Annotated in this window: 14 protein-coding genes; 6 read left to right on the plus strand and 8 right to left on the minus strand. The window is 69.1% G+C overall.

Going from position 1 to position 13,187, the window contains the following annotated elements:
* Positions 1 to 36 precede the first annotated feature (36 nt).
* Positions 37 to 399: a hypothetical protein gene (locus tag QZ749_RS18600; protein ID WP_296949770.1), complete on the plus strand. Its 363-nt coding sequence runs from the start codon at positions 37 to 39 to the stop codon at positions 397 to 399.
* 87 nt (positions 400 to 486) lie between these two features.
* Here the strand turns inward: QZ749_RS18600 and QZ749_RS18605 are convergent, their stop codons facing one another.
* The 4 genes from QZ749_RS18605 to phaC all read right to left on the minus strand — a co-directional run bounded on the left by QZ749_RS18605 (position 487) and on the right by phaC (position 5,742).
* The gene (locus QZ749_RS18605; RefSeq protein WP_296949773.1) at positions 487 to 1,656 is read right to left on the minus strand and encodes a cystathionine beta-lyase; all 1,170 of its coding nucleotides are present in this window, start codon (positions 1,654 to 1,656) and stop codon (positions 487 to 489) included.
* Positions 1,657 to 1,688: 32 nt separating this feature from the next.
* Positions 1,689 to 3,092: a 30S ribosomal protein S12 methylthiotransferase RimO gene (gene rimO / locus QZ749_RS18610; protein WP_296949775.1), complete on the minus strand. Its 1,404-nt coding sequence runs from the start codon at positions 3,090 to 3,092 to the stop codon at positions 1,689 to 1,691.
* A 135-nt stretch (positions 3,093 to 3,227) separates the two neighbouring features.
* Positions 3,228 to 3,782, minus strand: coding sequence for a polyhydroxyalkanoate synthesis repressor PhaR (phaR, locus tag QZ749_RS18615; RefSeq protein ID WP_296949777.1), 555 nt, complete (start codon positions 3,780 to 3,782; stop codon positions 3,228 to 3,230).
* Between the two features lie 175 nt (positions 3,783 to 3,957).
* A complete protein-coding gene (gene phaC, locus QZ749_RS18620) occupies positions 3,958 to 5,742 on the minus strand; it encodes a class I poly(R)-hydroxyalkanoic acid synthase (RefSeq protein ID WP_296949778.1) in 1,785 nt (594 codons plus the stop codon).
* Positions 5,743 to 5,792: 50 nt separating this feature from the next.
* Between phaC and QZ749_RS18625 the strand changes: the two genes are divergently transcribed.
* Positions 5,793 to 5,999 carry a hypothetical protein gene (locus tag QZ749_RS18625; protein ID WP_296949779.1) on the plus strand — a complete coding sequence of 69 codons (207 nt, stop codon included), beginning with the start codon at positions 5,793 to 5,795 and terminating at the stop codon, positions 5,997 to 5,999.
* 37 nt (positions 6,000 to 6,036) lie between these two features.
* Here the strand turns inward: QZ749_RS18625 and pgeF are convergent, their stop codons facing one another.
* Together pgeF and QZ749_RS18635 are read right to left on the minus strand one after the other, a co-directional pair.
* A complete protein-coding gene (pgeF, locus tag QZ749_RS18630; RefSeq protein ID WP_296949781.1) occupies positions 6,037 to 6,813 on the minus strand; it encodes a peptidoglycan editing factor PgeF in 777 nt (258 codons plus the stop codon).
* Positions 6,813 to 7,811, minus strand: a complete 999-nt coding sequence (locus QZ749_RS18635) for an RluA family pseudouridine synthase (protein ID WP_296949782.1) — start codon at positions 7,809 to 7,811, stop codon at positions 6,813 to 6,815. Before QZ749_RS18635 ends, pgeF begins: the two co-directional genes overlap by 1 nt.
* Positions 7,812 to 7,939: 128 nt before the next feature.
* On the opposite strand from QZ749_RS18635, the gene QZ749_RS18640 reads away from it, so the two are divergent.
* Positions 7,940 to 8,779, plus strand: coding sequence for an outer membrane protein assembly factor BamD (locus QZ749_RS18640; protein WP_296949784.1), 840 nt, complete (start codon positions 7,940 to 7,942; stop codon positions 8,777 to 8,779).
* 170 nt (positions 8,780 to 8,949) lie between these two features.
* Here QZ749_RS18640 and yaaA read toward each other — a convergent pair whose 3' ends face one another.
* The gene (gene yaaA, locus QZ749_RS18645; protein WP_296949786.1) at positions 8,950 to 9,720 is read right to left on the minus strand and encodes a peroxide stress protein YaaA; all 771 of its coding nucleotides are present in this window, start codon (positions 9,718 to 9,720) and stop codon (positions 8,950 to 8,952) included.
* 36 nt (positions 9,721 to 9,756) lie between these two features.
* On the opposite strand from yaaA, the gene QZ749_RS18650 reads away from it, so the two are divergent.
* The 3 genes from QZ749_RS18650 to QZ749_RS18660 are packed head-to-tail and all read left to right on the plus strand — an operon-like array spanning position 9,757 to position 11,846.
* Positions 9,757 to 10,212 carry a putative toxin-antitoxin system toxin component, PIN family gene (locus QZ749_RS18650; protein ID WP_296949787.1) on the plus strand — a complete coding sequence of 152 codons (456 nt, stop codon included), beginning with the start codon at positions 9,757 to 9,759 and terminating at the stop codon, positions 10,210 to 10,212.
* A gap of 40 nt (positions 10,213 to 10,252) precedes the next feature.
* On the plus strand, positions 10,253 to 11,410 hold the full coding sequence (locus tag QZ749_RS18655; RefSeq protein WP_296949788.1) for a pyridoxal phosphate-dependent aminotransferase: 1,158 nt from the start codon (positions 10,253 to 10,255) through the stop codon (positions 11,408 to 11,410).
* A gap of 7 nt (positions 11,411 to 11,417) precedes the next feature.
* Positions 11,418 to 11,846, plus strand: a complete 429-nt coding sequence (locus QZ749_RS18660) for a DoxX family protein (RefSeq protein ID WP_296949789.1) — start codon at positions 11,418 to 11,420, stop codon at positions 11,844 to 11,846.
* A gap of 105 nt (positions 11,847 to 11,951) precedes the next feature.
* On the opposite strand, the gene QZ749_RS18665 is transcribed toward QZ749_RS18660, so the two are convergent.
* On the minus strand, positions 11,952 to 13,175 hold the full coding sequence (locus QZ749_RS18665) for a tetratricopeptide repeat protein (protein ID WP_296949790.1): 1,224 nt from the start codon (positions 13,173 to 13,175) through the stop codon (positions 11,952 to 11,954).
* Between the last annotated feature and the right edge of the window lie 12 nt (positions 13,176 to 13,187).

Below are 13,187 nucleotides of genomic sequence, written 5' to 3' on the forward strand. Positions count from 1 at the left end.
ATCATTGGAACAACCCATCCACGAAGGAGCAGATCCATGGCCCAGGACCTCGTCTACGAAGGCGGCACCGAGAACGACAGGCAGTTCGCGCGCATCATGTACGTCGTGCACGCGCTCACGTTCTTCTTTTCGCTCGGCACCCTGTCGGTGCTGCCGCTGATCGCCAACTACATCAAGCGCCCGGACACGGCGGGCACCATCGTCTACAGCCACCACACGTGGATGATCCGCTCGTTCTGGTGGTACCTGCTGTGGTGGTGCATCATCTGGGCGCTGGTGATCAGCTTCGTCGGGCTGCTGGTCGTCTGGATCGTGGCGCCGGTGGTGTGGTTGTGGATGGCCTACCGGATCATCCGCGGGTTCATCGACCTCAACAACAATCGGCCGATGCCGGTGTGAGGCCGCCGGGGTCGGCGGAGTCGCCAGGGGCGTGCTGCCGCTGCCAGCCGGCGCCGGCCGGACGCGTGGACGGGGGACCCGTCCACCCTACATGGCGGCGAATGCCCGTTCGATGTCCGCGACCAGGTCGTCCGGATGTTCGAGGCCGATGTTGAAGCGCACCAGCGTACCGGCATCGGTCCAGCCGCGCCGCGTGCCCTGCATGCGGTAGGGCACCGCCAGGCTGTGCGTGCCACCCCAGCTGTAGCCGATGCCGAACAAGGTCAGCGCATCGACGAAGCGGTCGGTCTGCGCCTCCGTGTAGCGGGCGTCGAAGATCACCGAGAACAGGCCGGCGGCGCCGCTGAAATCCCGTTTCCAGATCGCGTGGCCGGGGCAGCCGGCAAAGGCCGGATGCAGCACGCGGGCGATCTCGGGACGCCCCTCCAGCCACGCCGCCACCTTGCGCGCCGCCGCGTCGTGGGCGTCGAAGCGCAGCTTCATCGTCTCCAGGCCACGCAGCACCAAGTAGGCGTCGTCCGCGCCCACGCCCATCCCGAGGCGCATGTGGGCAGCGGCGATGCGGTCGTTGAGGGCCTTGTCGCGCGTGATCACGGCGCCCATCAACAGGTCCGAGCCGCCCGACTGGTACTTGGTCAGCGCCTGCATGACGATGTCGGCGCCGACGTCGAAGCCGCGCAGCGCCAGGCCGGCGGCCCAGGTGTTGTCGAGCGCGACCAGCACGCCCCTGGCGTGCGCCGCCGCGCAGATCGCGCGCAGGTCCGGCACTTCCATCGACACCGAACCCGGCGCCTCGGTCCAGACGAGCCTGGTGTTCGGGCGGATCAGGTCCGCGATGCCCGCACCCACCAGCGGGTCGTAGAAGCGCGCGGTCACGCCGAAATCGCTCTCCAGCCAGCGGCCCAGGTCGCGGTTCGGGTTGTAGACGTTATCCGGCAGCAGGACGTCGTCGCCGGATTTCAACAGCGCCAGGTCGACCATGGCGATGGCGGCCAGGCCCGACGGCGCGAGCAGGCAGTAGTCGCCGCCCTCGATCGCGGCCAGCCGGGCTTCCAGCGTGAACGTGGTCGGCGTGCCGTGCAGGCCGTAGGTATAGGCGTCCTTGCGCTTCCAGTCGGCCGCGCGCATGCTGGCCACGTCCTTGAACAGTACCGTCGACGCGTGATGGATGGCGGTCGGGTAGGCGTCGAAGCCGGCCGGGGCGACGTAGTCGCTGCGCACCAGCCGGGTCTGCAGGTGTTTGCTGTTGCTGGTCACGTCGAATGCTCCGCGCAGGCCGTCGGGCCGTCTCAGGCCACGGTGGCCCAGAGGTCGTGCGCGTCGGCCTTCGTCACGACCACGTCGATGAATTCGCCCACGGCCGGCCTGGCCTTGCCCGGCTGGAGTGCGCGCTTGATGTGCACGACGCCGTCGATTTCCGGCGCGTCCGCGGCCGTGCGGCCGATCGCCTCGCGCGGGCCGACCTCGTCGACCAGCACGCGCAGGGTCTTGCCGACCTTGGCCTGCTGGCGCTTGAGCGAGATCTCTTCCTGCAGCAGCATCACGCGCGCGCGGCGCTCCTCGCGCACCGCTTCCGGCACCGGGTCGGCGAGTGCGTTGGCGGTCGCGCCTTCGACCGGGGAATACGCGAAGCAGCCCAGGCGGTCGATCTGCGCCTCGCGCAGGAAGTCCAGCAGGTAGTCGAATTCCGCTTCCGTCTCGCCCGGGAAGCCGGCGATGAAGGTCGAGCGGATCACCAGGTCCGGGTTCATCTTGCGCCAGGCCAGGATGCGGTCCAGGTTCTTCTCGCCGCTGGCGGGGCGCTTCATGCGCTTGAGGACGTCCGGGTGGGCGTGCTGCAGCGGGATGTCCAGGTACGGCAGCACGTGCTCGCCCATCATCGGGATCACCTGGTCGACGTGCGGGTACGGATAGACGTAGTGCATGCGCACCCACGCGCCGTACTGCTTCGCCATGACGCCCAGCGCCTCGGCCAGCTGCGTCATGTGGGTCTTGACCGGACGGCCGTTCCAGAAGCCGGTGCGGAACTTGACGTCGACGCCGTAGGCGCTGGTGTCCTGCGAGATCACCAGCAGTTCCTTCACGCCGGCCTTGAACAGGTTCTCGGCTTCCTGCAGCACCTCGTGGATCGGGCGCGAGACCAGGTCGCCGCGCATCGACGGGATGATGCAGAAGCTGCAGCGGTGGTTGCAGCCTTCGGAAATCTTCAGGTAGGCGTAGTGCTTGGGCGTGAGCTTGACGCCGTGGTCCGGCACCAGGTCGACGAACGGGTCGTGCGGCTTGGGCAGGTGGGTGTGCACCGATTCCATGACCTCGGCCACCGCGTGCGGGCCGGTCACGGCCAGCACCTTCGGGTGCACCTTGGTGATGATGTCGCCGCCTTCGGCATCCTTCTTGGCGCCGAGGCAGCCGGTGACGATGACCTTGCCGTTCTCGGCCAGCGCCTCCCCGATCGCATCCAGCGACTCCTGCACGGCGGCGTCGATGAAGCCGCAGGTATTGACGATCACCAGGTCGGCGCCGGCATAGGACTTGGCCGTCTCGTAGCCTTCGGCGCGCAGCTGGGTGAGGATCTGCTCGGAATCGACCAGCGCCTTGGGGCAGCCGAGCGAGACGAAGCCCACCTTGGGGGGCACGGCATGGCCGGCGGCGTCGATCGTCGTGGGGAGGGGATTGCGGCGGAGTTCTTGCATTGTCGGAGTGCGGCAACTATTTTGGGCAATCCGCGATTTTACAGCATGTGGGACGAACGCAGGGAAAGCGGGGTAAAAATGCGACGTCCGCGCGCCGCCCCGGCGCTGGCCCGGGCGGCCGTCACGCGTGGCAGCTTATTTCTTTTCCGGCGGCACGCCGAACGGGAAGGCGCCGAACATGGCCTTGCTCTGGGACTGCATCTGTTCCTGCATCTGCAGGAACAGGTTCTTGCTCTGGTCGATGTAGCTGTTCATCATGCCCTGCATCATCGGGCCCTGGATGTTCATGAACTGGGTCCACATCTCGGTATTGTACGGCTTGCCTTCGAGGGCGCCGGTGGCCGAGTTGACGAACTTGCTCTGGATATCGGTAAATGCCTGGATGTTCTTTTCCAGGTAGGAACCCATCATGCCCTGCATCGCATGGCCGTAGTAACGGATGATCTGGGACAGTACATTGCTCGAGAACATCGGCACCCCGTGCGCCTCTTCTTCCAGGATGATCTGCAGCAGGATGCTGCGGGTCAGGTCCTCGTTGCTCTTGGCGTCGACGACGGTGAACTCGTCGGCGTCCAGCACCAGCTGCTTGACGTCGGACAGGGTAATGTAGGAACTGGTCTGGGTGTCGTACAGCCGGCGGTTCGGATATTTCTTGATCAGGCGGTCGGGGCTTTTTTTCGTACTGCTCATCTCGTTTCCATGTACAGCGCCGTAGCGCATTTATTATCTGGCGTCAGCGGGGATCTCCCGCGGCGTCTCCAATTCCAAGCGGATATTCTTAAAAATACCACGTTGTACACCGCGGCGCAGCATAATCCTTAAGCAACTCGCTTATTTCTTTCACAATCGCCGCGGGGACGCCCGATCAGTCGGCCCGCTCCCTGACGTAACGCCCCGGCGCCGCCTCGATCGCCGGATACGTCGCGCTGCCCGGCGCGGCCGGCGGGGGCACGTCCTTGCCGCCGTGCTCGGCCAGGAAGCGTGCCCATTCCGGCCACCAGCTGCCCGTCTTCTCGACCGCGCCGGCCAGCCAGTCGGCCGCCGTCTTCGGGCGATTGCGCACGGCGCCCTCGCCCACCCAGTAGCTGCGCTTGTTCTTCGACGCCGGGTTGATCACGCCGGCGATGTGGCCCGACGCGCCCAGCACGAAGCGGTTCGCCTTCGCCTTCTTCGGGTTGAGCAGGCCCATCGACGCATACGCCGCTTCCCAGGGCACGATGTGGTCTTCGCGCGAACCGTAGATAAAGGTCGGGCAATCGATCGCGCCCAGGTCGACCGGCGCGCCGGCCACGGTGAGCGCGCCCGGCTGCTTCAGGCGGTTTTCCAGGTAGGTATTGCGCAGGTACCAGCAGTACATCGGGCCCGGCAGGTTGGTGCTGTCGGCGTTCCAGTACAGCAGGTCGAACGCGGGCGGCGTCTTGCCCTTCAGGTAGTTCTGCTGGACGTAGTTCCACACCAGGTCGTTCGGGCGCAGCGCCGAGAAGGTCGTGGCCAGGTCGCGCCCCGGCATCAGGCCGCCGCGGGCCAGCTGCTGCTCGCGCAGCATGACCTGGGTCTCGTCGACGAACACGTCGAGCACGCCGGTGTCGGCGAAGTCGAGCAGCGTCGTGAACAGGCTCAGGCTCGCGGCCGGCTTCTGGCCGCGCGCGGCCAGCACGGCCAGCGCCGTGGCGGCGATGGTGCCGCCCACGCAGAAGCCGAACACGTTCACCCGGGGCTGGCCGCTGACCGCGCGCGCCACGTCCAGCGCGCGGATCGCGCCCTTTTCGACGTAGTCGTCCCAGGTGGTGCCGGCGAGCGCCGCGTCCGGGTTACGCCAGGACACCATGAACACCGTATTGCCCTGCTCGACCAGGTAGCGCACCAGCGAATTTTCCGGCTGCAGGTCGAGGATGTAGAACTTGTTGATGCAGGGCGGGATCATCAGGAGGGGCACTTCGTGCACCGTCGCGGTGGCCGGCGTGTACTGGATCAGCTGGAACAGTTCGTTTTCGAAGACAACCGTGCCCGGCGTGACGCCGACGTTGCGCCCGACTTCGAACGCCGATTCGTCCGACTGCGAGATGCGGCCCTTCTGCATGTCGGCCAGCATGTTCTGCAGGCCCTTGGTCAGGCTCTCGCCGTTCGTCTCGATCATCTTCTGCTGCGCTTCCGGATTCGTGGCCCAGAAGTTGGCCGGGGACAGCGCATCGACGATCTGCTGCACCGCAAAACGGATCTTCTGCTTGTCCTTCGGCGGCGCTTCCACCGCGTCGGCCAGCGCCACCAGGAATTCGGCATTGAGCAGGTAGGACGCGACGCTGTAGGCCGACATCGGGCTGGCCGTCCATTCGGGCGCGGCGAAGCGGCGGTCGCTGAACGCCGGCAGCTTGCCCATCACGAAGTCCTGCCACAGCTTCATGGCCTTCTGCATGTAGTCGTCGCGCAGGGCTTCCAGGCGCGCCGGGGCCAGGCCGGCGCCGATGTCGCCCAGCATGCGCATCACCGGCGCGAAGCCCGCGGCGCCGTTCGCGCCGCCGGTCATGCCGGCCAGGCCCGGGACCTTGGCCATGTCCGGCAATGTCATCCAGGATTGCCAGGCGGCGGGGTCGGCAAACTGCGACATCCAGGAAGCGGCAAGCGTCTGCGGCGAAGCGTCGTTCGTGTTCATAGGGCGTCCATTGTGTAGAATCGGGTCGTCAACCGGAGGAGTCGAATCGCATGTGGATCGTTGCCATAGGATGGATGTACGTCGTGACCCTGATGGCGGCGACCGAACCGACGGTGGTTGCCGGCATTATGACTTTTTTCGGCTATGGCGTGTTGCCATTGTCGCTCGTGCTGTACCTGATGGGGGCGGGCCGGAGGAAACGGCGCCGCGCCGCGCAGCATGCGGCGCACGCCGGCGCGCGCCGCACGCCGGATTGACCCGCTGGCCGCCCGGGCAGCTTGCGCCGCGCGCGCCTTACCGGATCCAGACCATGCTGGCCTGGCGGCCGGTGACGCCATCGCGCCGGTAGGAATAGAACGTCGCCGCCTCGGTGGCCGTGCAGCGCCCGCCCCCGTGCACGCGCGTCACGCCGGCGCGCGCCAGCATGCGCGTCGCCAGCGCGTTCATGTCGGCCAGGTACTTGCCGGGGCGTCCCGGATAGGGGCGGAAGGCGGCGGCCGCCTCGCCCGGCAATGCGGCCTCGAAGGCGTCCAGCACGTCCCTTCCCACCTCGAAGGCGTCCGGGCCGATCGCCGGCCCGAGCCAGGCCGTGATCGCGCCGGCGCCGGCGCGGCGCATCGCCGCCACCGTCTCCCCCAGCACGCCGCCGGCCAGGCCGCGCCAGCCGGCGTGGGCGGCGCCCACCACCTTGCCATCGAGGTCGGCGAACAGCACCGGCAGGCAGTCGGCCGTCAGGATCGCGCAGACGACGCCCGCGCCGGTGGCGATGCTGGCGTCGCCCGTGCGCACCGGGCCGCCCGGCTGCACGCCGGCCGCGTCGACCACCGCGGCGCCGTGGACCTGGGCGATCCAGGCGGGATGGCCCGGCAGCAGCGCCTGCAGGCGCGCGCGGTTGGCCCGCACCGTGCCGGCATCGTCGCCGACGTGCAGCCCGAGGTTCAGGCCCCCGCCGCCCTGCCCGTCGCCGTACGGCCCCAGGCTGGCGCCGCCGCGCCGCGTCGTGGCGAGCGCGCCGACGCGCGCCGGCAGGTCGGGCCAGTCGGGCAGTAGCACGCCGCCGTCGAGGGCCATCAGACCGCTTCCGGCTCGGCGATGCCGGCGCGTTCCAGCAGTTCGGCGAAGTCGGCGGCCAGCGGCACGACCCATTCCATGTGCTCGCCCGTGGCCGGGTGCGACAGGCCCAGGCGACGGGCCTGCAGCGCCTGGCGATGGAAGAAGGGCCGCAGGTGCTGCTTGCCGTAGACGGTGTCGCCGACCAGGCTGTAGCCCAGCGACTGCATGTGCACGCGGATCTGGTGCGTGCGCCCGGTCTCCAGGCGGCATTGCACCAGACTGACGGGGCGGCGGTCCAGCTCGCCCGTCTCCAGCAGCGTGTAGTGGGTGATGGCCGGCTTGGCCATCGGCGCGTTCGACACGGCCATCTTGACCCGGTCCTTCGGATCGCGGCTGATCGGCGAATCGACCGTGCCGGACGGGCGCGGCGTGCCCCACACCAGCGCGAAGTACTCGCGCTTGACGGTCCGCGCCTGCAGCTGGCGCACCAGGTCGGTCTGCGCGGCCAGCGTCTTGCCGACCACCATCAGGCCGCTGGTGTCCTTGTCCAGGCGGTGCACGATGCCGGCGCGCGGCACCGACACCAGCTGCGGACAATGCGCCAGCAGGCCGTTGAGCAGCGTGCCGGACCAGTTGCCCGAGCCCGGATGCACGACCAGGCCGGCCGGCTTGTTGACCACGATGATCGCATCGTCCTCGTGGACGATGTCGAGCGCCATCGGTTCCGGCGTGTAGGCCGTGTCCTCGGGCGCCGGCTGCGGCTGCACGACCACGGTCTCGTCGCCGAAGGCCGTGCCCTTGCCCTTGGCCGGCTTGCCGTCGACGGTGACGTGGCCTTCCTCGAACCACTGCTGCAGGCGGCTGCGCGAGAACTGGGGCACGAGGCCGGCGATGACCTTGTCGAGGCGCTGGCCGCAGTGTTCGGGCTGCAGTTGCAGGGTGATCGGGGAATAGTCGGGCGCCCCGCCCCCCGGCTCGGTGTCGAGGTCGTCGTCCAGGTCGGGGTCGAAAGGCATTTCCGCCGAATTCGGCGCAGCAGTTAATATCACGTCAGTCCCATCGGCTATAATCAGCCGTTCGTTGAATCTCAGGACACCGCGGCAAGCGCGGCGCCCTCTCGGTAAAACTCTCTTGCAAATAGCTTATGCAAAAAAAATTGTCTGTTTTAGTCCTGACTAGCGCCCTGCTAAGTTTGTCCGCTTGCGGTTTGTTACCGGAACGAAAAGACGAAACGAAGAACGTGTCAGCCTCGAAATTATACGACGAGGCGAAGGAAGAAATGGCCGGCGGTCATTACGAAGCCGCCATCAAGCTGTTCGAACGCCTCGAATCGAACTACCCGTTCGGCACCTACGCCGCCCAGGCGCAGATGGAGATCGCCTACGCCCACTACAAGGCCCAGGACCAGGCCGAGGCGCTGGCGGCCGTCGAACGCTTCATCAAGCTGCACCCGAACCATCCGCAGGTCGACTACATGTACTACCTGCGCGGCCTGATCAACTTCAACGACCAGATCGGCTTCCTCAGCTTCATCTATTCGCAGGATCCGTCCGAGCGCGATCCGAAGGCGACCCGCGAAGCGTTCGCCGCGTTCAAGGAGCTGGTCGACAAATTCCCGAACAGCAAATACGCGCCAGACTCGATCGAGCGCATGAACTACCTGATCGACGCGATGGCCAAGTACGAGGTCCACGTGGCGAACTACTACTACCGCCGCGGCGCCTACCTGGCCTCGCTGAACCGCGCCCAGGGCGCCGTCACGCAGTTCAGCCAGTCGGCCGCGCGCGAGGAAGCGCTGTTCATCATGATCCGCTGCTACGACAAGCTGGGCATGTTCGACCTGCGCGACGACACCCAGCGCCTGTTCACTCTGAACTACCCGGACAGCCGCTTCATGGGCGGCAAGGGCAGCGGCGAGGCGCCGTGGTGGAAGTTCTGGGCCAAGTCGGGCCCGCGGCCGTCGCCCAAGGACGCCGTGCAGTAACGCCAGACGCCCGCGCATGCGGGCGTTTTTCATGGCGCTGTTCGCGTTAGTTGTGCGAACCGACAAACGGCTGACGACGCCGGCGCTGCTCTTGCGGGCAGCGGTCCAGTTCGGCAAGCGGGTGGGCAGGAAACGCAATGAACGCGAACAGCGCCTTTTTCATTGGCGGCTCAGGCCTCGACCCTGCGCCGGAACACCCAGTTCTTCTCCGTCGACGCTGCCTCGTCGAACGCATAGCCGTCGACGTCGAAGTCCTTCAGCTGCTGCGGGTCGGTGATGCCGTTGAGGGCCGCGTAGCGCGCCATCATGCCGCGCGCGCGCTTGGCGAAGAAGGAGATGATCTTGTACCTGCCGTTCTTCCAGTCCTCGAACACGGGCGCGATCACCGGCACGGCCAGCAGCTTCGGCTTGACCGCTTTGAAATATTCTTCCGACGCCAGGTTCACCAGCGCGGTGGCCCCGGCGGCGGCGATGTCCTCGTTCAGCGCGGCCGTCACGGAGTCGCCCCAGAACGCGTACAGGTCCTTGCCGCGCGGATTCGCCAGCTTCGTGCCCATCTCGAGGCGGTACGGGTGCATGCCGTCCAGTGGCCGCAGCAGGCCGTACAGGCCGGACAGGATGCGCACGCGCGCCTGCGCGTAATCCAGCGCCGCAGCATCGAGCGTGCGCGCGTCCAGGCCCGTGTAGACGTCGCCGTCGAAGGACATCACGGCCTGGCGCGCCTGCGCGTGGTCCGGATGCCAGTCGGCGTAGCGCGTCACGTTCAGCACGGCGAGCTGGTCGGAAATGTCCATCAGCGCGCCGACCTGGGCCGGCGAGTACGGTTTCAGGATCCGGATCAGTTCGGCGGCGCGGTCGATGAAGCGCGGCGTCGTGTGCCTGGCGGTGGTCGGCGGAGTATCGAGGTCGAGCGATTTTGCGGGGGAAAGGACGATCAGCATGGATAAGGAATACGTGCAGCGGGTAAAATTGCCCACATGATACCCGCTCCGCCAAAACGCATCGTCATCGATACCAATGTCTGCCTCGACCTGTTCGTGTTCGAGGACCCGCGCTGGGCGCCGCTGCAGGCCGCCCTCGACGCCGGCGCCGTGCGCGCCGTGACGCGCGCCGACTGCCGCGACGAATACCTGTTCGTGCTGAACTACCCGCACCTGCCCCTCGACGACGCCACGCGCCCGCGCGCCGCCGCGCGCTTCGACGCCGTGGTCGAGGTGGTGGCGCCGGCGGCGCGCGCCGTGCGCCTGCCGGTCTGCACCGACCGCGACGACCAGAAATTCCTGGAGATCGCGCGCGACGCCGGCGCCGACGTGCTCGTCACCAAGGACAAGGCCCTGCTCAAGCTGGCCCGCCGCGCCGCGCGCGAACACCTGTTCCGCATCATGACCCCGGACGCCTGGCTCAAGACCGAGGCCCCAGCCGTGGCAGAATGACACCACCGATCGACTCCGCCCCCTCGACCCATCCCGCGCCATGACGACCCCTGCCCTGCAATCGCGCCTGCCCGCCGTCGGCACCACGATCTTCACCCTGATGTCCGCCCTCGCCGCCGAGCATGGCGCCGTCAACCTCGGCCAGGGCTTCCCCGACTTCGACTGCGACGCGCGCCTCGTCGACGCGGTCGCCGACGCCATGCGCGCCGGCCTGAACCAGTATCCGCCGATGGCCGGCGCCCCGCAGCTGCGCGCGGCCATCGCCGCCAAGGTCGCCGCGCTGTACGGCCGCTCCTACGACGCGCATGCCGAGATCACCGTCACGGCCGGCGCCACGCAGGGCATCGTCACCGCGATCCTGTGCGCCGTGCACCCGGGCGACGAGGTGATCGTCATCGAGCCGTGCTACGACAGCTACCAGCCGTCGATCGTGCTGGCCGGGGGCGTGCCGGTGCCGGTGCCGATGCGCCTGGGCGAGCATGGCTACGACGTGCCCTGGGACCGCGTGGCCGCCGCCGTCACCGCGCGCACCCGCATGATCGTCGTGAACACGCCGCACAACCCCACCGGCAGCATCCTGCGCCAGGCCGACCTCGACGCGCTGGCGGCCATCGTGGCCGGCACGGACATCCTGGTGCTGTCCGACGAGGTGTACGAGCACATGGTCTACGACGGCCAGCAGCACGCCTCGGTCAGCCGCCACCCGGTGCTGGCCGAGCGCGCCTTCGTCGTCTCCAGCTTCGGCAAGACCTACCACGTGACCGGCTGGAAGATCGGCTACGTGGCCGCGCCGGCGCCCTTGATGGCGGAGTTCCGCAAGGTGCACCAGTACGACCTGTTCAGCGTGAACACGCCGATGCAGCACGGGATCGCCGCCTACATGGCCGATCCCGCCCCGTACCGCGACCTGCCCGCGTTCTACCAGCGCAAGCGCGACCTGTTCCGCGCCGGGCTGGCCGGCAGCCGCTTCGAACTGCTGCCGGCCGACGGCACCTACTTCCAGTGCGTGCGCTATGGCGCGATCTCGGCCATGCCGGAAGCGCAGTTCGCGCAATGGCTCACGCGCGAGGTGAAGGTGGCCGCGATCCCCGTGTCCGCGTTCTACGGCAGCCCCACCGAGTCGGGCATCGTGCGCTTCTGCTTCGCCAAGCAGGATGCGACGCTGCAGGCGGCGCTGGCGCGGCTGGCGCGGATCTAGGGGTCGCATGGACGCCGCGCAGACCCCCGGCGGCTGGCGCCGGCGCCGCGCCAGCAAGGGGCAGCGCGCCGGCATCGGCGTCGTGTTCCTGTGGTTCTTCATCGGCGGGATCTTCCACTTCGCCGCCACCGATACCGAAGCGCGCATCGTGCCGCCCTGGATGCCGTGGCCGGTGGCGGCGGTCCTGGTCAGCGGGGTGTTCGAACTGGCGGGCGCCGCCGGCCTCGCGCTGCCGGCATGGCGCCGCGCCGCGGGGATCGGCCTGTTCCTGCTGACGATCGCCGTGACGCCGGCCCACGTCTACATGCTGCAGGAGCCGCAGCGCTTCCCGGTGCCGCTGTGGGCGCTATGGCTGCGCCTGCCGGTCCAGGCGCTGCTGCTGTGGCTGATCGCGTGGAGCACCTGGCGGCCGCGCGGGCCGGAGCGGAAAGGATAAGGCGGCACCACCGTCGCCCCGGCGCAGGCCGGGGTCGAATTCCTGGGCGCAGCGGGACCGCCCGCACCTCGGGTCCCGGCCTGCGCCGGGACGACGCGCGGGACGTCAGTGGGCCAGCTGCTGGATCCGGCGCTCGACGAATCCCGCCAGGTCCTGCGACAGCGCGCCGGTGGCGCGCGCCTTCTGGAACGCTTCCAGCGCCTCGGCATTGCGCTTCTCGGCCTGCAGCGACATGCCCAGGCCCATCCACCAGACGCCGTTGGCGGGCACGGCGCGCACGGCCAGCAGGTACTGTTCGGCCGCTTCGCGGTGGCGCTGCTGGCGCTGCAGCGCGCCGGCCAGGAAGCCGTGGTACTCGGCGTCGTTGCCCGCATACGGCAACGTGCGCATCAGGACGTCGATGCCGCTGCCGCCGCGCTCGATCTGCAGGCGTGCCAGCAGCATCGCCAGGGCCGGCTGGCGCGGATCGCGCACCAGGCCGGCCTGCGCCTGGCGCATCGCCTCGTCGCCGCGTCCCGCCTCCACCAGCAGTCCCACCAGCGTCTGGCGCGCCGCCTCGTGGCCCGGTTCGATGCGCAGCGCTTCCTCGAGCGCCGCGACGGTCTCTCCCATGCGCCCTTCCTGCAGGCTGGCCAGGGCGCGCCGGTAGGCGTTCTCGGCGCGTTGCGCCGGCGTTTCCTGGCGGCCTTCGGCGGGCGCCGCGTGCCTGGTCGCCTTCGCTGGCGCCTTGGCCGCCGGCGCGCGCGCGGCGGCCGGCCCGGCATCCTTGCGGTCTGGCGCGGCCGCGGCATGGCTGCCCTGCGGCGCGGCCGCCTGCTTCTTCGACGGGGTCGGCGCCGGCGCCGCCGCCGGCAGGCCCTGGCGCGTCGCCAGCAAGGCCGCCAGCGCGCGCCGCGTCGCGCGCGCCTCGGCGCCGTCCGGCTCCATCGGGGCCACGTCCTTGCCCGGCGCGGGCGTGGGCGCGGGGTCCGCTACCGGCACCTGCGGTATCTGCGGCACCTGCGGCACCTGCGCCGCCGGCAGCGCCGCGCCGACCGCGGGCGCGGCCGGCTGCGCCGGACCGGCGACAACGACAGCAGCGACCGGCACCGGCTGCGCCTGCGCCTGCGGTGGGCGCGGCGCGGCGGCGCGAACGGCGGCGGGCTGCGCGCGGTGCAGCTGCTGCCAGCCGACCCACGCCACGGCCGCCACGGCCAGCGCGCCGCCCGCGCCGATGGCGGCCAGGCGCAGCGGCGGCCCGCCGCGCGTCGCGGCCACCGGCTTGATCTGCGAGGAATAGGCGGCCTCGCCGCCCGCGGGCGTGCCGCGCGCATCGAGGTCCTGGAGCATTTTATTGATGAG

Source organism: uncultured Massilia sp., assembly GCF_913773735.1.
Lineage (GTDB): Bacteria > Pseudomonadota > Gammaproteobacteria > Burkholderiales > Burkholderiaceae_D > Telluria.